The following is a 21,540-nucleotide window of genomic DNA, read 5'->3' as shown; positions in this document are numbered from 1 at the left end:
CGAGGCATGAATGAGCACGCCGGAACCAGGAGGATTCCAATGGAATTGAATCGTCGCCAATTGATGGCGGTCGGGGGAGCCGTGGTAGCCATCGCCGGGCTGAACGCGACACGGGCGTTCGCGGCGCCGGACACGGGCGGTCGCACCAGCGTTGGTGGTGGGGCACCCAAGGGGATATGGCTTGCCGGAGACACGCATGTTCATGACGATCATTCCGCGGACGGCAGTCTGCCTCGACAGCAATCCAAACAGGTGCTGCCGGGAAATCTCCCAGTAGCCGATCAGATAGGCCAGGGTGAGCGAACCGGTCTGGACTTCATGCCGCTGACCGACCACCGGACCTTCGACCAACACTGGGACCCCGGCTGGAAGTCATCGAATCTGCTCCTGATACCGGGCGAAGAGGCAAACGGTTCGCCTCACGCTATCGTGCTCGGTGCTGTCGACACCGTGGTCGACGGCGCAAATCCGCCCGGTTCCCCGGGATTCCGCCATGTTCAGCAGTCAATCTGGGATGCACGTGCCCAAAACGCAATATGGCAGACTGCCCACCCCGACGACGGCGAGTTCACGCCGGCCGGCGGCCCCACCGACAACGCTAGCGTCCAGGGGATGAGCACGGTCGAGGTGTACAACGACTCCACTGACCCTGAGGCGCAGATAACCTATGCCGAGGATCGCTGGAACCGTGGCTTCCGGTTCGGCGTAGCAGCGGCGAGTGACGACCATTTCCGGGAGTTGTGGGGCATCGCCGGCCCGGGCCAGCCCACGACATACGCGTTTGTCACGAAGCGGTCGGTGCAGGGTGTCCTTGACGCCCTGCGCGCCGGCCGCACCACGGTATCGGCAAGCCGCAGCGGGCCGATGGCGACGCTGGAGGCGGACGTCGATGGCGATGGCGAATTCGAGGCCATCGGCGGAGACGAGGTGATCGTCACGACCCGCAGTCTTCCCAAGAACGCGAACCTGCGGGTCCGTGTGAAGGCCGGTGCCGGAACCACGGTGCATGTGTACGCCGCACCGGGTCGGTCGGCCGGGCCGCTCACCACCTTCTCTCCGGCGTCCGACGATGAACAGCACTTGGTGCCGATTACCTTGATGGGTGACCACAGCTGGTTCCGTGTCGAGGTACGCGCTCCGGGGTCGCCATCCGGTGCAGATACCGACCCGAGCCTGCCCGATCAGTTGCGAGCCGCAACATCGCCGATTTTCATCTCGATGCGCCAGCCTGCAGACCCGCGACCGGAAATTCCGCTGCCGGCGCAGGCGGCCGGTTCGGAACCAGCGGCGCTCGCTGCGGGCGATGCCGGCATGTTCACCGGGTTCGCCGACATTGCGACCGAAGACAGCATCGTCCATGCGGTCTTCGAACGGCACACCGACGCTTCGACATCGGTGATCTACCAGCAGATGACGCTTATCGGACGCAACAAGTTGCGCGGGGGCAAGGCAATCGAGATCTCCGATGGATCAGCGACGGCCCGCTGGCCGCGGATTGCGATTTCCGGTAAGGACGTTTGGGTGGTCTGGCAGGACGAGCGTGGCCAGGAACAACCTCACCGGCCGTCTATCTTTTTGCGTCACAGCAGCAATGGCGGGGCCTCGTTCGACTCGGCCGTGCAATTGACCAATGGAACCGGTCGTGCCGTCCAACCCGCCATCGCCCTGGTGGACGGCGACCACCCTGCGGTCGCCTGGGCAGACAACAGTGGCGGCGCCTTCGACGTCTACGCGCAGATAGTCGGTTCCGACAAGGCGCCGATCAACCTGTCCGCCAACGGAAAGACCACCAACCCAGGGGTCGCCGGTGACGCGCGCTCTCCCCGCTTTCCGGCGTCGTTGTTTCCCTCGGTTGCGGTGGGGAGCCAAGGCCGGGTGATTGTGGCCTGGGAGGATGACCGGTTCGACCCGGATCCGCTGTGGACCGGACATACTCCGGCCGCGGGCGAGGCACCCAGTGGCACTGATCCGGACAACTGGCAGATTCTTGCGGCCGTGCGCGCGGACTCAGGAAGCTGGTCCGCGCCCGTAAAGGTCAGCGCCGCGACCAACGCCGCCGACCGGCATCCGAGCGTTATCGCCGACGGTGATGGAGCGTTCGCGGCTATTTGGGAGAGCAAGGCCTTACAGAGTTCGGGTGCCAACCTATCCCTGCACTCGGCCTGGTCCAGTGACGGTGGCAAAAGCTGGTCGACCTCTGCGCCTGTCGCGTCGGATGCGAACGCGATGAGCCAGCGTGCGCGGTTGTCCAGCGACTCGGATGGCACCGTGCGTGCGGTCTGGTATGACAGCCGCAGTTCGGACTGGCGGTGGAAGGTCTTCACCGCCGTGCTCAACGGGAGCCAGGGGTGGGGCGAACCGAAGATGCTGGGGGGCACCGGCAACTGCACTTGGCCATCGGCTGACAAGGGTATCGTCGCGTTCACCAGTGACGGGGCGGCCGAGCGCACCCAGCGCGACATCACTCATCAGGTCTATATCAGCCAGGTGACCTAACTCCCTCGCACCGACGATGGTTCGCCGTGCCACAGTCGCCGCGGCGGACCCGGGAGACCGAGGACGAAATGCCGCGCCGACGCGGCGCAACAATGACCGGGCACGCCATTGGCGTTTCGCCAACTCTCAAGAGACCTAGCCTCAGGGACAGCGAGCTTCAGCCATTCGAGCCAGCGCGACTAGATTTTGCCCGCGACGAAGTTGGCGGCCTGGTCCACCATGCCGGCGCTGAGGTAGGCCTTGGCAAGGTGGTCGGGCCAGTTGGCCTCCCAGGTGTCCGGGTCGGCGGGGTTGCAAATCGGATCCGCGCCGTGGCACATCTCGATTGTGCGATCGTTGTAGAGCGGATTGAAGTTCGTGATCGGCCCCACCCACTGCGCCCCGTTACCGAACAGTGCGACCGCGGCGATGTGCTGGTCCGCGCCCGGCGGCAGCGGATTCTTGAAGCCGAAGATGTCGAACGGCACGGCGAGCACCACGTCGGCCACCGCGGCTCCGAGGGAGTAACCCCCGAGCACCAATCGAGTGTCCGGGCAGGTGTTCATCATCGACTGGACGTGTGCGCTCATGTCGTTGGCCCCGATATCGACCTCGGTGTTGGCGGGGTAGCGAACCGCGTAGGAGCCGATGTTCTTATCCGACTTCGAGCGGAGTGCGCTGACGAAGGGGTTGCCGATCGCCCCCAGTCCCGCGGGTTCGATCCGCCCGCGGGCGAAGACTACCTCGACTTGGGGGCAGGCGGCGGAGGCTGACGGAATGGCGCCGGTCGTGCCGGGGACGGTGCTGGGCACGAGCAACGCGGCCACGGCGAGAAGGACGGCCGCCGCAAGGAGCAGGCCGCGACGGACCCGCCGTCCAGGATCACTTCTCATCCCGAGGATACTAACGGAACCAATCCACGTGATCGTCGATTTCTGCCCGGCCGAGCAACCATGCGCAGACGGGCTGCGAAACGCTCTGCGCCCCAATGTTGACCCGTCCGGAAAGGCTAAACCCTCGACGCTACGAAGCCGGCAGCCTGGGGAATGAAGTCCGAGGATTCGTAGTGGGTGTGCGCGAAGGGATTCCGCCCGCGCGAGCAGATCGGATCGCCATCGCTACAGAGGTCGATCGATCTTCCCGCGAAGGCGCCGGTACCGGAGACGGGGTTCCCGAACTTCGTCGCAGGGTTGCCGAACACCGCCACCGCGGCCACATTGCCGTCGAGGCCCCCGGGAAGCGGCGGTGCCGACCCGATGCTTCCGACCCTGTCACCCAGCGGAGGCACCCCGGCCAGCATGTCCACCACCGCTGCGCCTTGCGAATAACCGCCGAGCACAATCCGCGTGTTCGGGCACTGCGCGGCCATCGCGGTGATGTGATTGGTGGCGTCGGCCGCCCCGTCGGCAGCCGTCAGAAAGTCATAGGTGGCCGGATAGATCACGCCGTAGGTGCCGACCACCCGCGGCGCGATCTGGGCCTGCAGTGCGTCGGCGAGTGCTTGGCCCACCCGTCCGATGCCGGCAGGTTCGCTGGTACCGCGCGCGAAGACCACCTCGACGTCGGGGCAGGGATCGGCGGAGGCGCTCGGTGCGGGGATGAGCACGGTGGCCGTCGCAGTGGTCACAACCGCCAGCACGCAGCGGCGAACAAGATCAAAGGTCACAAGACACCGTAACGTACGGCTTCGCCAAACCAATTCCGCGACGAAGTCAGCGGCCCCGCTTGTCCGGTCTGCGCTCACTAATGGCTGTGAGCGAACGGGTTCCGGCCCCAGAGCAGATGCGGTCGCCGTCCTAGCAACTCGATGGCCCTGTCCGCGTAGCGGGCGCTGGCCGATGAGATCGGATTGCCGAAGTTGGCCGGCGGGTTCCCGAACACCGCGACGGCGGCGATGTTGGGGGAGATACCGGCGACGTGGACACCGGGACACGAATCAGGGAGCGCCGCCGCCGGCGGAGCGGTCAACGCGGCGGTGGCGATCGTCAACATGTGGCCGCAACCGCCGGGAAAGCCGCGCCGACAACAGACCGAACCGCTCGAGCTGCGCTCATGCGGCTGATGATCACATATTGACGCCGATGTTCGGCGAATCATCCGTCGATCGATCCGCCGCTAGAGCAGTCCTGCGACGAACCCGGCGGCCTGGCTCGTCAGCCCGGTGGCCGGATAATTTTTGTGTGCGGCGAAGTTGTCACCGTCGGAACACACCGGGTCGCCCACGTTGCAGAGGTCGATCGCCCTGCTGCCCCACACGGGGCTGATGGTCAGCGGCGCGCCCAGCTTGGCCGACGGGTTGCCGAACACCGCGACGGCGGCGACATGCTCCGGGACGTCCGGCGGCATCGGGTTGTTGAACCCGATCGCAGGGAACGGCACCGCGGCGATGATGTCGATCACGGCCGCACCTTGCGAGTAGCCGCCCAGCACCATGCGGGTGTCGGGACAGTTCGCCACCATGTACTGGATGTGTGCGCTGGCGTCGTTGGCGCCGTCGGCGGCAGCGAGGAAGTCGAATGTCGCCGGGTAGTCGACGGCGTACGCCCCGACCGAGCGGCCACCGACCTCGCCCCGAAGCGAGTCGATGAACGCGCCGCCGACGCGGCCCGCGCCGGGCGTGTCGTTGGTTCCGCGGGCGAAGACCACCTCGATGGCCGGGCAGTCGTCGGCGCGGGCGGACGGAGCGGCGTTCGGCGCGCTGAGCATGACACCTGCGGTAAGCATGACGACGGCGAGCGACGTGAGCCACCGTGCGCCATGTCGCCGCGTATCGTGCCAGCTATCAAGATCGATCTTCACGCGGCGATGCTACAGATGGTTTGCGGGCGTGCCGCTGATCGAGCAAGCCGTCAATCTCGACGGCCGGCCGTGATCTCTTCACAGGGATCGCCGGGCCACGTCACCTGATCGAGCTTGTCGGAACGGTCGCCCTGGCGCGCCAGCGCGAGCCCGACCAGTACCACCCCGCCGCCGATTGCCTGGATCGGCGTCATCGCCTCGCCGAGCAGCACCCAGGCCGCCAGCACCGCGAACATCACCTCGGACAGGCCCACCAGCGAGGCGAACCGCGGCTGCAGCCGGGCGATGCCCATGATCCCGAGCGTGTACGCGATGGCGGTGGGGAACAGCGCCAGCGTGATGACCGGAACCACCCACGACGTCGTCCACCCCGCGACGACGGCATCGTGAGTGGTGAAGGTCATCGGCATCACGCCGGATGCGCCGAGCAGCCCGACGGCGCCCGCGCCGACGACCAGCCCGGCCGCGGCCAGTGTCACCGGGCTCAGGTGCTCACCGTCGGCCCGTGCGGACTTGGAGGTGTCGGACATCATGAAATAGCACGCGGCGCAGACGGCGGCCGCCAATGCCCACCCGACCCCGATCATGTTGATGTGCGCGTCACTGAACACGTTGAGCACCAACATGATTCCGGCCACTGCCAGTGCGACACCGGTCAGCGTCAGGGTGCTCGGGCGCCGCCGCGTGGTGGCCCACAGCCAACCGACCACCAGCACAGGGGCGGTGTATTCCAGCAGCAGAGCGACGCCAACGGACAGGTGCGCGACGGCGTTGTAGTAGCACAATTGGGCCCCGGCGATCGGGATGATCCCGTAGGCGACGACGGTCCCGAAGTGCTGCAGCGCCTCGCGGATCCAGCCGGGCCGCGCGATCGTGGCGAAGACGGCCAACAACAGGGCACCGCCGGCCAGGCGAGCTGTCACGGCGGCGGTCGGGCTCCAGCCGGCCTCCATCAATGATTTGCCGAACGGCCCGGAAGATCCGAACGCGAGCGCCGAGCCGACCGCGAGAAACAGACCGAGGCGGAAGTGGTCGACGGCCGCCGGCGAAGTGGACTGCGTTGCGGTCATGGATGCACCTCCGGAATGTAATGAGTAAAATGGACTTTGATCATGACACTACAGCCGAAGGGGGTCATGGGTCAAATGCTTTTCAGTCATGACACCGAGCTCACGTTGCGGGCCGCGTGTGATCTGATCAACAGCGACCGCGTGGACGGCGAGCAACTCGGCGAGATGGCGGCTCTGGACAGTTACCTGGACGGATTCGGCTGGACGGGACGGCGCGACCACGACGCTGCCGAACTCGAGTCCGTGCTCCGGTTGCGTGAGCGACTCGGCAAGATCTGGGACGTTGCCCGCGACGAGGAAGTCGCGGTCGGGCAGGTCAACGCCCTGCTCAGCGACACCGAGGCATCCCCGTGGCTGACGCGGCATCCCGAGATGCCCGGGTGGCATCTGCATCTCGCATCGAGTAACGACCCGTTGTGGCAGCGGATGGGCGCGGAGTTCGCGATGGCGCTGGCCGACGTGATTCGCGTGGGCGAATTGCGCCGGCTCAAGGTCTGTGCCGCGCCCGACTGTGATGCGGTGCTGGTCGACCTGTCTCGCAACCGATCCGGAAAGTTCTGCGACACCGGTAACTGCGGCAACCGCCAGCACGTGGCCGCCTACCGGGAGCGACGGTCAAAGGACGGCTGAGTGTGCGAGTTCGGCGATTCGATGAACTCACGAGAACCGTGCGTCGTATCGACATAGAGAGGCCGCGGACTCAGCGTTAGGAGGCATGCGATGAACGAGGGATCGTACGCAGCGGAAACTCGCATCAGGCATACCGCATCAACGGTGGTATCCAAGCTCGAACGTCAGGAGTGGCTCGATCGCCCGAGTTACCGGTTCGAGCATGTCCTCACGATCGTGTTCGCGTCATTCGGCCGCGGGCGCGAGCGGGTGAGCAATTTCCTGCACGGGACGTGGCTGGGTCATCCGCTGCATCCGGTCATGACGGCGCTGCCGACCGGAGCGGTGGCGACGGCCGTCGCACTCGATGCGGCGAGCGTACTGCCCGGCCACTCCGCGGCCTGTCGCGAGGCGTCCCGGCTCGCCCTGGGTGTCGGCCTCGCCGGAAGCATCGGCGCAGCGGTCACTGGAGTGACCGACTGGCAACACACTCAGCAGCAGTCCCGGCGGGTCGGACTCGTCCATGGCGTATTGAACGCCCTCGCGACCGCGCTGTATGTGATGTCGTGGTGGGACCGCCGACGTGACCGTCACCTGCGCGGTGCGACCAGCTCTGCGGTGGGCTACGGAATCACGTTGGGCAGTGGGTATCTGGGTGCCTCGCTGGTCTACCGATCCGGTGTAGGAGTCGATAGCTCCGGCCCGCGGCTGGTGACCGACGACTGGAAGCCGGTCATGCTGGTGACCGCGCTGAACGGAGAGCCGCAACGGGTGAACGTCGACGGCGTCGATGTGGTCTTGCATCGAGACGGTGACGATGTCCTCGCGGTGGGAGACCGCTGCCCCCATCTGGGCGCACCGATGTCGGACGGCTGGGTCGACCGTGGTCGCGTCGTATGCCCCTGGCACGGTTCACGATTCGAATGCAGCTCGGGGGAAGTGGTGCGCGGTCCGGCCACCGCGCCGTTGCCCAGTTACCCAACCCGGATACGCCGGGGAGTGATCGAAATCCGCGGCATGGCAACGGACGCCGCAAAGACCGGAGCAACTCGATGAATGCCTACGACGTCTTGTTCGATCACCACAACGTCCTGCGCGGGCTGTGCAAGAAGATCACTGCCTTAACGCCGACTTCCGACGAACGGCAGGCAACCCTCGATCAGCTACTCGTCGAGCTGGATATCCACATGCGTATCGAGGACGACCTCTTCTATCCCGCGGTGCAAGCGGCGAGCAAGCTGGTGGCGATCGCGCATGCCGAACACCGACAGGTCTTCGACCAGCTGACCGTGGTGCTACGGACACCGCCGTCGGCGCCCGGGTACGACGACGAGTGGCGATCTTTCGTCATGGTGCTCGACGCACACGCCGACGAAGAAGAACGCGACCTGTGCCCGCCGCCGATCGAGATGAGTGAAGCCGATCTGAGCACGCTGGGTGATTCGATGCGCCAACGCATTTCCGACCTGCGTGACTCGACGGTCGAGAAGCTTCACGTGCGAGGCAGAACTGCACTGTTGCGGGCGATGTAACCGGCCGGCGGCTCTGTTGAGGCCGAGACCGACGTTTCGCAGGAGAACCGGGGGAGGACGACTGCGAAACGCCGATCTGGGCGTGGGACTAGCTTGTTTGGTGCGGCGGACCGAGATAGGGAAACTCGGTCAGGGTGTCGGTGTGCGGGCTCAATCCGGACGGCGGGGCGTCGCCCTTGGTGAGGAACGCCAACCGATAGTCGATGACGTCGTCGGTGAAGACACGCCCGTTCGGGTATCTGGCAGGCTGTGATGGGTCGAAGTGCAGCATGTCGGGAAGCGTGCCCTCGTTGTCTATTGCCTCTATTGCCTCGTCGCGCGTGTAGCCGCCGGTGTGGCCCATCAGGTGGATGAACATGCCGATCCACCGCGTCCGGTCATTGACGGGTTCGCTGGCGTTGTATTCCTCTTTGGTGTCGTCGGTGTTGAAGAAGCTGCTCACCGATGGGTGTCCGGCGCGGTCGACATGGAGCAGCTCGCCGTCCTGCCGCACGCTGCACCGCCCCCAGATCCTGATGTCGGGGTCGGCGCCCAGGAACGCGGTGGGCATTTCGATGGCAATGGAGAACACGTTGGCCCCGGTATTGGAATCGATACCGGTCCAAGGGGATTGGTCACCCAGGTGTAGGGCGGTGAAGTTGCGGCCGCCGGAGGTGTCGAACAGGTTCTTGACGCCGTCGAAGTCGAAGAAGAACGCGTCACTGCGAGCGCCGGCGAAGAAGGTGAAGTCGCCGGACGTCGCGATGTGCGGTGCCGGGCCGAACGAGACCGGGACGCCGGAGAAGACCCTCTCGCCGACCGCCTCGACCGAGCGGGCATCCTCGCCCACCGCGAGGTACACGTCGGCGGTATGCTCGCCGTCGCGTGGTTCGGAGAACACATAGCTGAAGGCGATGTCGTTCTGCAGATCCCCGTCGTTGTCGATCGCCAGCCGGTAGGTCGCCGCGGGGTGCAGCGCATCGGCGTTGGGGTTCGCGTTCAGGATCAACACCGTGCGGTCAGGGTCGGCCGGTGAGACGAAGGCATACAGATCGCACAAGTCAAGACGCTGGTCGCCGAGCGGCGGTCCCAAGCTGAGGCCGGTGAAATGGTTGGACATGCCTGAGTGACCCTTCGATGGAGGTCGGACAGCCAGAAACCTACCTTCTTACGAGCCGGTGAGCCGGGAAACCCGGGAAAATTAACGCAATCGTCAGGCTGATCGGTGCGGGGTGTGTTTGCCGCGCGGTGTCATCAAAATCGACGCCACTTCCGCGGCGAATCGGTGCGCAGCGGTCGGCCGGGCCGCGGTTAGGCTGACCAAGGGGGAGTGATGGCTCGGCAACCGACAACATGGCTGCATGTCAGCGGCTATCGATTTCTGTTGCGCCGGATGGAGCACGCGCTGGTGCGTGGCGACGTCAGAATGTTGGATGATCCGATTCGCGCGCAATCACTTTCGCTCACCGCCGGCTGCATCCTCGCGGTCGTCGTCATCGCGGCGTGCACTGTACTCGGCATCATGAGACCCCACGGTGCGCTTGGCGATGCGCCGATCGTGATGTCGCGCGAATCGGGCGCGTTGTACGTCCGCATCGGCGACAGCCTTCATCCTGTTCTGAACCTCGCCTCTGCCCGACTGGTGGCGGGAACACCTGCGAATCCGGAGGTCGTCGGTGAACCGGCGATCAGCGTGGCGAAGCGTGGTCCGCTGGTAGGCATTCCGGGTGCGCCGGCCACGATAGCCGAGCCGCTTGATGCAGGTGAGTCCAGATGGACGCTGTGCGAGTTCGATTCGTCCACCACGTTATCCGTCGGAGCAGATCTGGATGAACTGCTGCCGGGGCGGAGCCTTCTGGTCACGCCACGCTCGGAAAGCGCCTCGACCACCTACCTGCTCTACGGCGGCCGGCGGGCCGAAGTTGATCTGCGGAACCAGGCCGTCGTGCGGTCGATGCAGTTGAGTGAAATTGAGCCCCGGGAGGTTTCACGAGCTACGCTGGATGCGCTTCCCGAGATGCCGCCCATCACGGTGCCGTACGTTCCCGACGCCGGTATGCCAGGCCCGCTGACTTTACGCGCATTCCCGGTCGGCACCGTCATGCGGGTGCGCCGCGCCGCCGGGCCGGAGTATTACGTCGTGCTCCGCGGTGGCATTCAGCGCATCGGCGAGGTCGCCGCCGACCTGATCCGGTTCACCAACCCACAAAGCGGGCGCAACATCGTCGACGTCGCACCCCATGTGATCGGTTTCGTTCCCACCGTCGACACCCTGCCCGTCGCAACGTATCCGGAGCGGCCGGGGGTGGCTGACGACGGCGTGCCGTGCGTTCGCTGGATGCCGGCTGCCGACGGCGAAGCGACCCACGCCGAGGTGTTGGTGGCCAGTTCACTTCCTCGGGACTCCGGTGCACCGGTGACGTTGGCGCAGGCCGACGGCGAAGGCCCGAACATCGACTCTGTGGTGGTTCCCGGCGGTCGGAGCGGCTATGTACGTGCCGTCGGCGTGACCGGCGCGAGCCAGGATTCCGGAGCGTTGTACCTGGTCACTGACTCCGGGGTGGTGTTCGGCATCCGCGACGGGGAAACCGCGAAACACCTAGGGCTCGCAACGTCCCCGGTTCCGGCGCCTTGGCCGGTGCTCTCCCGATTGCCCCGCGGACCGGAACTGAGCAAGGAGGGCGCCTCAATCGTGCGGGACGCCGTCGGGGCGCCGGCGTAGGCGACCTGCCGAGGCGGTCATCGCGACCGTGGTAACCGCAACGGCGAGACAGATGGCCGCACCGCGCAGAGCGGCTCGATGTGGACGATCATCGATCGGGGCCCCCGCGGCCGTCGACACAGCGCGCGGCCCGTCGGTATGGCGGGTCTGCGACGACGCTGTCGGGGGACCGCCGCTGACCGCGGCCACCGGATCAACTCCGCCGTGCCCGACAACGGGATCCCAACCCGCCGAGGGTCGCTGAGCAGTTTCCTCGATGCGCTGCATGACCTGCCGCGCGGTCAGCTCGGGCGACCGGGACCGCAGCAACGCCACGATGCCGCTGACGACCGGCGCGGCATAGCTGGTTCCCGCGATGGCCGTCGACCACCCGACTCCGGGCGCCGCGTCGACCAGGCCCTCGCCGTCCGGATCCAGCGAGACGACACCCTCGCCCGGAGCCGCCACGTCGACCCACGGCCCGGCAAGGCTGAACCGTGAAGGTTTGCCGTCCGGACCGACCGAGCCGACCGTCAACACGTAGTCGTCGTACCATGCTGGGCTGACGACGACTTGCACCGTTGCCCAGTTCGGCTGTCCCGGCGTCATGGGATCGGATAGCGGGTTCTGCTCGGGACATTGGCCCGGTCCTCCGACATTTCCGGCGGCCGCGACCACAACGACATTCTTGACGTCCACGGCGTAGGACAACGCCGCCCCGAGGGCACGGTCGTCGAGGCCGTCACCGGCGGGCAGACAGGCCACCGTCGAGACATTGATGACCGTCGCTCCCATGTCGGCCGCGGCCCGAACGGCCATCGCCAGCGTGTCCACATCGCCGAACCCCGATCCGGCGCGATCGGCGATGGCGCGGAACTTATTGCTGGACTGACGGATAGCGATGATGGTCGCATCGGGCGCGACACCACCGAAGGCGTCGGCATCGCCCGCGTCCGCGGCCGCGCCGATGATCCCGGCCACGATCGTTCCGTGGCCGTCGCAGTCCTCGGTGCCGTCACCGGTGGACACGTAATCTCCGCCGGGAACCAGATGTGGCAGCAGCCGGTGCCGCGAGACACCGGTGTCGATGACCGCGACCGTCTGCCCGCTTCCCCGGGTGAGGTTCCAGATCGATTGCAGATCGACCGCGTGCAACTGACCGTCGCCAGGATCAACAGGGGTGGTCCGGGAGAATTTCGCGCAGTCGTCCTGCCGCTCCGTCTGTTGCGGCGGAGTCGGCGGGCCGGCCACAGGCAGCATGGTGTTGTCGATGCGGGGTGGCGTCACGGCGCCGGCTTCCGGGGCCGACAGCCACGGGGCAGTTGCCAGCACAGCCGCGGAGACCAGGCGCACTGCCCGCGTCGCCGGCGCGGTCATATCAGGCTCGTTTCGCGGACCAGTGCGTAGAGATCGCCCGCCCAGCAGGCCAGCGGAACCACTCCCGCCAGGGCGGCGTACTCCACCATTTCGGCGGCGCGACGCGCGACGGGGCTGATGGTCACGTCGAAGAACCGGGCCAGCGCGGAGACTCCGGCTGCGGTCGCCGCGACGCTTGCCCACATGGCATGCGCAGGCGACGCCGTCACCAGAACTGCCAGTGCCACGGTGATACTTGCGGTCCCCCCGGCACCGAGTGCGATCCGGCGACGACGGTCGGCATGGGTGGCTGTCCGCATCAACAGCACCAGGCCGACCGTCGCGGCGAACGCAGCGAGAACTGGCCACCGGCTGCCGTTCTGGAGGTCGCCCCACGCCATGAGCGCCGTGCCGAGCGGCGCCGCGCACGACAACCCGATGACTATACCGGTCAAACAGTGATGGGCGAAGGCGGTTTGGGCGCCCGATACGTCGACGGTCGAAGACGCCTCGTCGGACCTTGGCATGGCCGCCGCGAGCCCGGCTATCGAGATCGACAACTTCGCCGATATGCCGAGTCCGGCGACCGAGACGACGGACATCGCCACACCCGTCGCGGTCGTCGATATCCATATCCGGCCGCCCGCGGCGGCCGCCAGCAACCCGGCGACGGTCGCGATTGCCGTCAAAGGCACTGTGCCGCAACCCGTGAAACGCAGCAACAGGATGGCTGCGGCGAATGCGCAGGCCGCCGCCAGCAACACGCTGCCATCCTGCGGGCCGTCGGGAACCGCCAGGAAACCGGCGGCCGCGCTGAAGACGACGGACACGACGCTCAGCGCGACGCATGCCGTGGAGTCGGCGTGGGCGCGTCGGATGACAACCGCCGCCACCATAGCCGAGACCGCGATTGCGGCCGCGACAACAGCATGAGCGTGGCGGTCGGCCAGCTGCGATCCCACCAGCGCGGCCGCACCGCACCCAGCGGAGTACACACACGCGACGACGGCGGTGCTGTGCGTCGTGGGCTCGTGCGCCAGGTCGGTGAAGCTCGCGGCGCTCTGAAACGGATCGTCGGCCGACCACTGCGGGGCCGGTGGGTCCGCCACTGCGAGCAGGAGCAGCTCGCCGTCGCGAACACCATTCTCCAGCAACGTCATCGACTCGTCGACCGGGTAGCCACCGATGCGTGACAGGCGCCATCGACGCGACTGTGTCGCGGTTTCGGCGAAGACGATGTCGACAATCGATGACATCAACAGGCCGACCTGGACGTCGGCCGGCAGAGCGAGGTCAACCGCGCCCTTCGCGGACCCGTCGCCTGCCTTGATCGACATCCTGCACAGCGCATCCGGCATCGCATCAACCCCCGTCCTGCGTGCTGTCAACCTAACCTGCGCGGAAGGCGTACCGGCGCGACAATCGAGCGGGCTGGGGATGGAACGAGATTCGCGGCGTCGGCGTCCACTCACTGATGGAATTCGCGTGTGATGCCCGGCTTGCCGCGCCACCGATCGATGACGGTGAGATCGCGGTCGACCCGCCGCCCGAGATACCGAAGGCGGCGCCGGTCAACCCGCTGGCGCGGCTGTTACCGATCGTCATGGTGGTCGCCACCGGCGGAATGATGGCCGTCTACTTCACCTCGGGAGCTTCGGCACTGCGAAGTCCGATGTCCATGTTCTTTCCCGTCATGATGTTGACCTCCGTGCTCGGAACGTTCGCCTTCGGTGGGCGTGGAACCAGTCGCACGGCAGAGGTCAACCATGATCGCCGGGCATACCTCCGCTACCTCGCCGGCCTGGACCTCACCGTCTTGTCGATGATCGAGAGGCAACATCGAGCCCTGGCCTGGAGCCACCCCGATCCCGATGTTCTCTGGTCATTGGTGGGTGGCCGCCGGATGTGGGAACGTCGACCGTCGGATGAGGATTTCTGTCAGGTCCGAGCCGGACTCGGTGAAGGGCCGCCGGCCGCAAGGCTGTCGGTACCGGATCTACCGTCCTGTGACGAGCGCGACCCCGTCACGACCGCGGCGCTGCTCGGACTGATCCGACGTCGATCGGTGGTACGGGATCTTCCGGTAACGGTGGCGCTGCGGGCAGTCCGGGTCCTGACACTCCGCGGCGGCGAGGCAGGCGGGCGCGCACTGCTGCGGGCGATGATCTGTCAGTTGGCGGTCATGCACAGCCCGGACCATGTCAAGGTCGCCGCTGTGGTGGGCCCGCCCGCTGTGGAAGAGTGGGACTGGCTCAAATGGCTTCCGCATCATCAACATCCGCGAGCGGTAGACGGCGCCGGACCGGCCAGGCTGGTGTATGGCACGCTGGGCGAAGCGGAACGGGCCTTGGCGGCGGTGACCGATGGCGGCGAAATCTCACACCTGGTGGTGATCCTCGACGGTGTATCCCGGTCGGATGTCGAACCACGTTTGCCGGGAGCGTGTTTGACGGCGGCCACGCTGCTGGTGGTGGGGTCGTGCAGCAGCGGGGCAGCGGCATCGGGTGCTTCAGCCGATCTGGACGTCGATCTGGACGAGCTGACGATTCGGGGCGGCATCGTCGATCGGGTGCTTGCGCGTGCCGACACGTTGACGACCGCCCAGGCCCTGCAGTGTGCGCGGCGGCTTGCTGCGTACCGGACGGCCGATGCGTCGAGCGGCCGAACGGTGCGCGCGATGAACGAGCAAGGCTGGCCGGAGCTGATGGGTCTGAACGACCCCGCACGTTTCGATCCGGACGCGCACTGGCGCAGCGCAGACCATCGACCTGTACTGCGGGTCCCGATCGGCCTGACGGACGACGGGAGAGCCGTCGAGCTGGACATCAAGGAGGCCGCCCGAGACGGCATGGGACCGCACGGATTGTGTGTGGGAGCAACAGGCTCCGGTAAGTCGGAGTTCCTGCGCACCTTGACCCTCGGGATGATCGCCGCGCATCCGCCCGATGTTCTCAACCTCGTCCTCGTCGACTTCAAGGGTGGTGCGACGTTTCAGGGACTGGAGCGGACCCGTCATGTCGCCGCGCTGATCACCAACCTCGCCGGCGACGCGCATCTGGTCGCACGCATGCAGGATGCACTGGCCGGCGAGATGAACCGGCGGCAGGAGTTGCTCAGGGCGGCGGGGAACTTCACGGACACCGCCGACTACGAAAAAGCCCGCGCCGGAAACCCCGCCCTGGCTCCGCTGCCCGTGTTGTTCATCGTGGTGGACGAATTCTCCGAACTGCTCAGTCAGCATCCCGAGTTCGCCGAGCTGTTCGTAGCCATCGGCAGGCTGGGACGGTCGCTGGGGATGCACCTTCTGCTGGCCAGCCAGCGCCTCGACGAGGGCAGGCTGCGCGGGCTGGAGACCCACTTGTCCTACCGGATATGTCTGAAGACCTTCTCCGCCGGCGAGTCTCGCACGGTTTTGGGTGTGCCCGACGCCTATCATCTTCCGGGCTCGCCGGGTGCGGCCTTTCTCAAGACTCCTTCCGGGGAGTTGGTGCGGTTCCGAACCGCTTTCGTGTCCGGCTCTTACCGATTGCCCGATGACAGCCGGGTGGAACACAACGGGCCGGCCGCGGCACAGGTATTCACGGCCGTGGCGGTCGGCGACGTCGTCGAACCACGCGAAGCCGCCGGTGGACTTGCCGTCTCGACACGGCCGCTGCTCGATGTCATCGTCGACCGCTTACAGGACCATGGCGCCTCCGCGCACCGGGTGTGGCTGCCGCCGTTGACGGGTTCACCTCCTCTCGACGCCGTGATGTCGCACGGCGGTCGACGCGGGCGGCTGGCTGTTCCGATCGGGCTGATCGACAGTCCCTACCAGCAGCGCCGCGATCTGTTGGTCGCCGAGGTGGACGGCGCGGCCGGAAACATCGCGGTGGTCGGCGCCCCACGTTCGGGGAAGTCGACGGCGCTCCGCACGATCGTGATGAGTCTGGCCGCTGCGCACGGCGCGGCAGAGGTGCAGTTCTATTGTCTTGATTTCGGCGGGGGCGCGCTGTCGTCGCTGGATGGGCTGCCTCATGTCGGGGCGATGGCGGGACGCCGCGACACCGACCTGTGCCGCCGGACGATCGCGGAACTGGAATCGTTGATGCGTTCGCGCGAGACCCGGTTTCGTCGGCTGGGGATCGATTCGGTGGATGACTATCGCCGACTTCGGCGGGCGGAAGATCCGGCAGCCTCCGATGACCCGTTCGGTGACGTGTTCCTGATCGTCGACGGCTGGGCAACACTTCGACAGCAATTCGACGGCCTCGAAGCATCGATCACCGGGCTTGCCGCGCAGGGTCTTTCGTTCGGAATTCATGTCGTCATCTCGGCCTCGCGCTGGGCCGAGATTCGCCCGGCGTTGAAGGACCAGATCGGTACCCGAATCGAACTGCGGCTCGGTGACCCGGCGGACTCCGAGGTGGACCGCAGGCAAGCTCGTCGACTATCGCAGGCCCCGCCCGGGCGGGGCATCACCCGTGACGGGCGCGAAATGGTGATCGCGCTTCCCCGGCTGGACGGATGCACCACGGCCGACGGGCTCTCCGAAGCGATCGCGGCCGCAGTCACTCGTCTGAGAGCCCGATGGCGGGCCGACCAGGCACCACGCATCGAACTGTTGCCCACGCGGGTCGATCGCGACGCGCTTGTCGCCCGCTCGCCTGGGCCGTCGACGGGACCGTTGATCGGTGTCGGTGAACGCCAACTGAACTCCGTGGCTGTGGATTTCACGGAGCACGCGCATCTTCTGATTCTCGGCGAAGGAGAATGCGGCAAGACGTCGGTGCTGCGGTTGCTGTGTCGCGAGATCGTCCGGAACAACAGCCCCGACAGCGCCCAACTCGAGATCGTTGACTTTCGCCGCACGCTGCTCGGTGTCGTCGAAACCGGGCATCTCGCCGGTTATTCGATGTCGCCCGCCGGGCTGGTGTCCCGCGTCGCGGTTCTGCTCGGTCGCTTGGCGGACCGGATGCCCGGCGACGCCGTGACGCAACAACAGTTGCGCAGCCGGTCGTGGTGGTCGGGCCCCGAGATCTACCTCGTCGTCGACGACTATGACCTCGTCGCCGCCGCCTCCGGCAACCCGCTGACACCGCTCGCCGATTTCCTGCCGCACGCAAAAGATCTCGGACTGCACCTGATAGTGGCCCGCCGCTCGGGTGGTGCTTCCCGGGCGATGTTCGATCCGGTGCTCGCCCGCCTGCGTGACCTCGGCTGCACGGGATTGATGATGAGCGCGAGCCCGGAGGAGGGTGTGCTACTCGGCTCGGTGCGGCCATCGGCGTTACCGCCGGGTCGCGGCACATTGATCACCCGTGGATATCCCGATCACCTCGTTCAGGTTGCATGGACGGATCCGCCGTGACCGGGCTGCTCGTCGAGATCGGCCCGGGAGCCGTCCGGGGTCCCAACGACGCCAGGGAGGAATGGGTCTCGGCCGCCATCGAATGCATCGATGACACGATCGCATTGATCGACGACAGCCCCGTCCCGTTGGCGCAGGTCTGGCGGACCGTGCTGCACGAGGTGATCGGATCCTCCGACCCGACTGCGGTCATGGTGTTGGTGATGGTGTTTCCGACGTGGTGGCCACTGCGACGGATCGATCTGGTGACCGAGGCCGCGCGAGGCCTCGCGACGGATATCGCGGTGCGGCGCCGAACAGCGCTGCTGCGGCGCCGGTTCGACGGCAGTGCCGTCACGTTCGCAGAGATCGCTGACGACTTCGTCATCATGTCGCCACCGGGCACCGCCGCGGTCGTGGTGCCGCGTTGTGATGGCTCTGATGTCGCGCTCGCGGTGGCGCGCGAGGTCGGCTCCGCCACCGCGGTCGTTGTCGATGCTCCTCCCCGCATAGCCGGCGCGGTGCCGCTCGGCGCGGCGATCGCCGCGCGACTACGTGCCGATGGTGTCGTGGTCACCATTCCCGATCTGGACTGGGCCGTCGATGCGACGGAGCTCCTGCCCGCGGTGGCCCGGGACGGACCCGCACCTCTCGACGGGGTGGAGAAACCGCAGGAGAGTCGGCGCCTCGGTCGCCGGACGGCCATGGTCGCGGGCGCGCTTGTGTCCTGCTTGGCGGTCGAGATCGCCGTGGCGGCTTTCCCGGCCGTGGATCCGCCGGCCGATCACATGCCCTCGGTGCTGGTGGTGGAGGGCCGCCTCGGTGTCGAGGTCCCTGCCCAGTGGCCCGTTCGGCGTATCACGTCGGGTCCGGGTTCGGCGCGATTGCAGATCAGCTCGCCGTGGGCCGACGACCTGGCCATCCACATCACGCAGTCCCGTCTGGCGCCGCGTCAGACCGAGAAGAGCGCGGCGGATTCGCTGTCGCACGCGATGAACGAGCAGCCCGACGGTGTCTTCGTCGATTTCGACCCGGCGGCCGTCGTGGCGGACAGGCCGGCGGTGACATATCGCGAAGTGCGCGCCGCTCGCCAGATCCTGTGGACGGTTTTGGTCCAGGGAACACTTCGCATCGCGATTGGATGCCAGAGCGCACCGGGTCGGGAATCGGCGATGCACAGCGTGTGCGATCACGCCGTGCGATCCGCGCATCCGGTGTTCTGATTCACCAAAGCCGATGGAACCGAATGCATATCGGTCGCGTCGAACATATCTATACGGCCGCAACGATACGAAGGGATCTCCATGACAACACCGGCGGGCGGTTCGCTGAACACCGATTTTGATCTCATGACATCGGTCGCAGCGAAGACCGATGCGCGCAATGACGAGATCCGCACGATGCTGCAGTCGTTCATCGACCGGATGACCAGCGTGCCGCCGTCGGTATGGGGTGGTGTGGCGGCAACGCGGTTCCGTGACGTCGTCGATCGATGGAATGCCGAGTCGGTGAAGCTGCACGCCGCATTGCAACGCATCGCGGAAACCATCCGCTACAACGAGCAGACGCTGCGCGAGGCCAGTGAAATGCATTCACATCAAATCGGTTCCGTCGCCACCACCCTGTAAGGAGATGTCATGGATCAGGTGCTGTCGTACAACTTCGACGAGATCGAGTACACGGTCCGTCAGGAAATCCACACCACCTCCGCACGGCTCAACTCGGCGCTGGATGACCTGAGGATGCAGATCACGCCGCTGCAGCAGGTCTGGACGCGGGACGCCGCGGAGGCGTACCGCGTCGAGCAGGCACGGTGGGAGCAGGCCGCCGGCGCCCTCAACGAGATCCTGTTCAGCCTGGGCAACGCCGTACGGGACGGCTCAGAGGATGTCGCCGCCACCGATCGCACTGCCGCCAACGCGTGGGGCTACTGACGCCCTACCCACAGGACCCTGTGCGGTCCCGCTTGGAGGGGAGCCAACGGGACCGCACAGTTCTGTGCCGAGTAGGCATCAGCACTCGCAGGCCACGCCGTCGCTGTCGCGATCCAATTTCGCGAGGTAGTTGGGGGAATCCTGGGTGATGTTGCATACGCCGTCGGCCTTGGCTTGGCTGCAGTTGCTGTATGGGCCGGCGGCACCGGCGATCGGAGCCAATCCGATACCCACCGCGACCATAAGACCGGCGGCGGGAATGAGAGTACGAACATCTTGACCCCGTGGTGATCGTCAACTTGTGCAGAGACGGGCCAGCGGAGCTGGAACCGTGGCCGAGAGGCCACGGCTAACTACCGGCGCAAGGAATCGGGCGCTTCCTATGGTTTGTGGCAGCGGCTGGCGCGCCGGGAGCATGCGCGCGGTGCAGGCGCGCCGACGCCACCCCGACCACCGTTCAGTGGTCACCTACGGAGGCGTTTTGACCTGCGACGACGTCCGCCGGTAAGCTGCAGCGTTGGCGTGCGGTAAGCACGGGGCTTCGGGTCAATGTCGGTCGCCGAAGAACCCCACCGTCACCGCCTGACCGGCACCCGGGAACCGGGGATCCAACCCGAGAGAGAAGGTACGCGCTGTGCCTACATACGCGCCGAAGGCTGGTGACACCACACGTTCGTGGTACGTCATCGATGCCACCGACGTGGTGCTCGGCCGGCTCGCTGTGGCAGCTGCAAATCTGCTGCGCGGCAAGCACAAGCCGACATTCACGCCCAATGTCGACGGTGGCGATTTCGTCATCGTCATCAACGCCGACAAGATCGCCATCAGTGGTGACAAGCTGGCCAACAAGTATGCCTACCGTCACTCGGGTTATCCCGGCGGTCTGCGCAAGCGAACGATCGGTGAGCTGATGGACAAGCATCCCGACCGCGTCGTCGAAAAGGCGATCGTCGGCATGCTGCCGCACAACAAGCTCAGCCGGCAGATCCAGAAGAAATTGAAGGTGTACGCCGGACCGGAACATCCGCACAGCGCTCAGAAGCCGGTTCCGTACGAGATCAAGCAGGTGGCCCAGTGACCGAAACCGTCGACACCACAGACGCCGCAGAGACCACGGAGACCGCGGAGACCACGGCTACGGCCGAGGACACCGTGGCCGCCGCCCCGGAGACCGAGGCCGCCCCGCGCGAGCCGATCATCATGGACCGTCCCATCCAGACCGTCGGCCGCCGCAAGGAGGCCGTGGTGCGGGTGCGCCTGGTGCCCGGCACCGGCCAGTTCCACCTGGACGGCCGCACACTGGAGGCCTACTTCCCGAACAAGGTGCACCAGCAGCTGATCAAGGCTCCGCTGGTGACCGTCGACCGGGTGGACAGCTTCGACGTCTATGCCCACCTCGACGGTGGTGGCCCGTCGGGGCAGGCCGGTGCGCTGCGCCTGGCGATCGCCAGGGCGCTCATCCTGGTGCAGCCCGAGGACCGGCCAGCGCTGAAGAAGGCCGGCTTCCTGACCCGTGACCCGCGGGCCATCGAGCGCAAGAAATACGGCCTGAAGAAGGCTCGCAAGGCACCTCAGTACAGCAAGCGCTGATCGATCGACGACAACCGCCGGGCGTGTGCGACACGCCCGGCGGTTTCGTCTCTCACCTGGATTTTCCGGGCTTTGGGTTTGAAGTGGGGGTGATCGTGGGAAGCCCTGGAGACGAAAGCGCGGGTGGCGCGCGCGATGGCGTGCGTAGGCAGGCCGCTCCTGCCGC

Annotated in this window: 20 protein-coding genes; 11 read left to right on the top strand and 9 right to left on the bottom strand. The window is 66.5% G+C overall.

Translation table 11 applies throughout. The features are described 5' to 3' along the window. The first annotated feature begins 39 nt into the window (after nt 1–39). Nucleotides 40–2,496, top strand: coding sequence for a CehA/McbA family metallohydrolase (locus tag ACVWWN_RS35020; protein WP_457147942.1), 2,457 nt, complete (start codon nt 40–42; stop codon nt 2,494–2,496). A 179-nt stretch (nt 2,497–2,675) separates the two neighbouring features. Here the strand turns inward: ACVWWN_RS35020 and ACVWWN_RS35015 are convergent, their stop codons facing one another. The 5 genes from ACVWWN_RS35015 to ACVWWN_RS34995 all read right to left on the bottom strand — a co-directional run bounded on the left by ACVWWN_RS35015 (nt 2,676) and on the right by ACVWWN_RS34995 (nt 6,344). Next, a complete protein-coding gene (locus ACVWWN_RS35015; protein ID WP_457147941.1) occupies nt 2,676–3,368 on the bottom strand; it encodes a cutinase family protein in 693 nt (230 codons plus the stop codon). Nucleotides 3,369–3,484: 116 nt separating this feature from the next. Further along, the gene (locus ACVWWN_RS35010; RefSeq protein ID WP_457149401.1) at nt 3,485–4,111 is read right to left on the bottom strand and encodes a cutinase family protein; all 627 of its coding nucleotides are present in this window, start codon (nt 4,109–4,111) and stop codon (nt 3,485–3,487) included. Between the two features lie 107 nt (nt 4,112–4,218). Then, nucleotides 4,219–4,467 (bottom strand): hypothetical protein, encoded by a 249-nt coding sequence (locus ACVWWN_RS35005; RefSeq protein ID WP_457147940.1) that lies wholly within the window; start codon nt 4,465–4,467, stop codon nt 4,219–4,221. 123 nt (nt 4,468–4,590) lie between these two features. Beyond that, nucleotides 4,591–5,199 carry a cutinase family protein gene (locus ACVWWN_RS35000; protein WP_457149400.1) on the bottom strand — a complete coding sequence of 203 codons (609 nt, stop codon included), beginning with the start codon at nt 5,197–5,199 and terminating at the stop codon, nt 4,591–4,593. A 125-nt stretch (nt 5,200–5,324) separates the two neighbouring features. Continuing rightward, nucleotides 5,325–6,344, bottom strand: coding sequence for an EamA family transporter (locus ACVWWN_RS34995; protein ID WP_457147939.1), 1,020 nt, complete (start codon nt 6,342–6,344; stop codon nt 5,325–5,327). A gap of 75 nt (nt 6,345–6,419) precedes the next feature. On the opposite strand from ACVWWN_RS34995, the gene ACVWWN_RS34990 reads away from it, so the two are divergent. From ACVWWN_RS34990 to ACVWWN_RS34980, 3 genes are all read left to right on the top strand, one after another. Next, complete coding sequence (locus ACVWWN_RS34990; RefSeq protein ID WP_457149399.1) at nt 6,420–6,974, top strand: CGNR zinc finger domain-containing protein; 555 nt, start codon at nt 6,420–6,422, stop codon at nt 6,972–6,974. 90 nt (nt 6,975–7,064) lie between these two features. After that, a complete protein-coding gene (locus ACVWWN_RS34985) occupies nt 7,065–8,009 on the top strand; it encodes a Rieske 2Fe-2S domain-containing protein (RefSeq protein WP_457147938.1) in 945 nt (314 codons plus the stop codon). After that, entirely contained in the window at nt 8,006–8,485 is a 480-nt protein-coding gene (locus ACVWWN_RS34980; protein ID WP_457147937.1) for a hemerythrin domain-containing protein, read from the top strand. The genes ACVWWN_RS34985 and ACVWWN_RS34980 overlap by 4 nt, the downstream gene beginning before the upstream one ends. An 88-nt stretch (nt 8,486–8,573) precedes the next feature. Here the strand turns inward: ACVWWN_RS34980 and ACVWWN_RS34975 are convergent, their stop codons facing one another. Next, entirely contained in the window at nt 8,574–9,584 is a 1,011-nt protein-coding gene (locus ACVWWN_RS34975) for a DUF4331 family protein (RefSeq protein ID WP_457147936.1), read from the bottom strand. A 213-nt stretch (nt 9,585–9,797) separates the two neighbouring features. Between ACVWWN_RS34975 and eccB the strand changes: the two genes are divergently transcribed. Continuing rightward, nucleotides 9,798–11,186: a type VII secretion protein EccB gene (eccB, locus tag ACVWWN_RS34970; protein ID WP_457147935.1), complete on the top strand. Its 1,389-nt coding sequence runs from the start codon at nt 9,798–9,800 to the stop codon at nt 11,184–11,186. Here the strand turns inward: eccB and mycP are convergent. Both mycP and eccD read right to left on the bottom strand, forming a co-directional pair. After that, on the bottom strand, nt 11,151–12,542 hold the full coding sequence (gene mycP / locus ACVWWN_RS34965) for a type VII secretion-associated serine protease mycosin (protein ID WP_457147934.1): 1,392 nt from the start codon (nt 12,540–12,542) through the stop codon (nt 11,151–11,153). The genes eccB and mycP overlap by 36 nt on opposite strands. Further along, a complete protein-coding gene (gene eccD / locus ACVWWN_RS34960) occupies nt 12,539–13,858 on the bottom strand; it encodes a type VII secretion integral membrane protein EccD (protein WP_457147933.1) in 1,320 nt (439 codons plus the stop codon). Before eccD ends, mycP begins: the two co-directional genes overlap by 4 nt. 137 nt (nt 13,859–13,995) lie before the next feature. On the opposite strand from eccD, the gene eccCa reads away from it, so the two are divergent. The 4 genes from eccCa to ACVWWN_RS34940 all read left to right on the top strand — a co-directional run bounded on the left by eccCa (nt 13,996) and on the right by ACVWWN_RS34940 (nt 19,784). Next, on the top strand, nt 13,996–17,871 hold the full coding sequence (gene eccCa, locus ACVWWN_RS34955; RefSeq protein ID WP_457147932.1) for a type VII secretion protein EccCa: 3,876 nt from the start codon (nt 13,996–13,998) through the stop codon (nt 17,869–17,871). Further along, a complete protein-coding gene (locus ACVWWN_RS34950; RefSeq protein ID WP_457147931.1) occupies nt 17,868–19,073 on the top strand; it encodes a type VII secretion-associated protein in 1,206 nt (401 codons plus the stop codon). Before eccCa ends, ACVWWN_RS34950 begins: the two co-directional genes overlap by 4 nt. Before the next feature lie 81 nt (nt 19,074–19,154). After that, nucleotides 19,155–19,478 (top strand): WXG100 family type VII secretion target, encoded by a 324-nt coding sequence (locus ACVWWN_RS34945; protein ID WP_457147930.1) that lies wholly within the window; start codon nt 19,155–19,157, stop codon nt 19,476–19,478. Between the two features lie 9 nt (nt 19,479–19,487). Beyond that, a complete protein-coding gene (locus ACVWWN_RS34940) occupies nt 19,488–19,784 on the top strand; it encodes a WXG100 family type VII secretion target (RefSeq protein ID WP_457147929.1) in 297 nt (98 codons plus the stop codon). 78 nt (nt 19,785–19,862) lie between these two features. On the opposite strand, the gene ACVWWN_RS34935 is transcribed toward ACVWWN_RS34940, so the two are convergent. Next, a complete protein-coding gene (locus tag ACVWWN_RS34935) occupies nt 19,863–20,018 on the bottom strand; it encodes an excalibur calcium-binding domain-containing protein (RefSeq protein ID WP_457147928.1) in 156 nt (51 codons plus the stop codon). 400 nt (nt 20,019–20,418) lie between these two features. Between ACVWWN_RS34935 and rplM the strand changes: the two genes are divergently transcribed. After that, the gene (rplM, locus tag ACVWWN_RS34930) at nt 20,419–20,862 is read left to right on the top strand and encodes a 50S ribosomal protein L13 (protein WP_457147927.1); all 444 of its coding nucleotides are present in this window, start codon (nt 20,419–20,421) and stop codon (nt 20,860–20,862) included. Between the two features lie 122 nt (nt 20,863–20,984). After that, a complete protein-coding gene (rpsI, locus tag ACVWWN_RS34925; protein ID WP_457149398.1) occupies nt 20,985–21,374 on the top strand; it encodes a 30S ribosomal protein S9 in 390 nt (129 codons plus the stop codon). Nucleotides 21,375–21,540 lie beyond the last annotated feature (166 nt).

It is taken from the genome of Mycobacterium sp. URHB0021, assembly GCF_054057895.1.
This window is presented reverse-complemented; position numbering and strand designations above follow the sequence as displayed.

Excerpts from the sequence above, each read along its gene's own strand:
- ACVWWN_RS35005 (WP_457147940.1), bottom strand. The coding sequence starts at position 4,467 with ATGTTGACGATCGCCACCGCCGCGTTGACCGCTCCGCCGGCGGCGGCG.
- eccD (WP_457147933.1), bottom strand. The coding sequence starts at position 13,858 with ATGTCGATCAAGGCAGGCGACGGGTCCGCGAAGGGCGCGGTTGACCTC.
- ACVWWN_RS34975 (WP_457147936.1), bottom strand. The coding sequence starts at position 9,584 with ATGTCCAACCATTTCACCGGCCTCAGCTTGGGACCGCCGCTCGGCGAC.
- eccB (WP_457147935.1), top strand. The coding sequence starts at position 9,798 with ATGGCTCGGCAACCGACAACATGGCTGCATGTCAGCGGCTATCGATTT.
- eccCa (WP_457147932.1), top strand. The coding sequence starts at position 13,996 with ATGGAATTCGCGTGTGATGCCCGGCTTGCCGCGCCACCGATCGATGAC.
- ACVWWN_RS34990 (WP_457149399.1), top strand. The coding sequence starts at position 6,420 with ATGCTTTTCAGTCATGACACCGAGCTCACGTTGCGGGCCGCGTGTGAT.
- ACVWWN_RS35000 (WP_457149400.1), bottom strand. The coding sequence starts at position 5,199 with ATGCTTACCGCAGGTGTCATGCTCAGCGCGCCGAACGCCGCTCCGTCC.
- ACVWWN_RS34995 (WP_457147939.1), bottom strand. The coding sequence starts at position 6,344 with ATGACCGCAACGCAGTCCACTTCGCCGGCGGCCGTCGACCACTTCCGC.
- mycP (WP_457147934.1), bottom strand. The coding sequence starts at position 12,542 with ATGACCGCGCCGGCGACGCGGGCAGTGCGCCTGGTCTCCGCGGCTGTG.
- ACVWWN_RS35020 (WP_457147942.1), top strand. The coding sequence starts at position 40 with ATGGAATTGAATCGTCGCCAATTGATGGCGGTCGGGGGAGCCGTGGTA.
- ACVWWN_RS34945 (WP_457147930.1), top strand. The coding sequence starts at position 19,155 with ATGACAACACCGGCGGGCGGTTCGCTGAACACCGATTTTGATCTCATG.
- ACVWWN_RS35015 (WP_457147941.1), bottom strand. The coding sequence starts at position 3,368 with ATGAGAAGTGATCCTGGACGGCGGGTCCGTCGCGGCCTGCTCCTTGCG.
- rpsI (WP_457149398.1), top strand. The coding sequence starts at position 20,985 with ATGGACCGTCCCATCCAGACCGTCGGCCGCCGCAAGGAGGCCGTGGTG.
- ACVWWN_RS34985 (WP_457147938.1), top strand. The coding sequence starts at position 7,065 with ATGAACGAGGGATCGTACGCAGCGGAAACTCGCATCAGGCATACCGCA.
- ACVWWN_RS34940 (WP_457147929.1), top strand. The coding sequence starts at position 19,488 with ATGGATCAGGTGCTGTCGTACAACTTCGACGAGATCGAGTACACGGTC.
- ACVWWN_RS34980 (WP_457147937.1), top strand. The coding sequence starts at position 8,006 with ATGAATGCCTACGACGTCTTGTTCGATCACCACAACGTCCTGCGCGGG.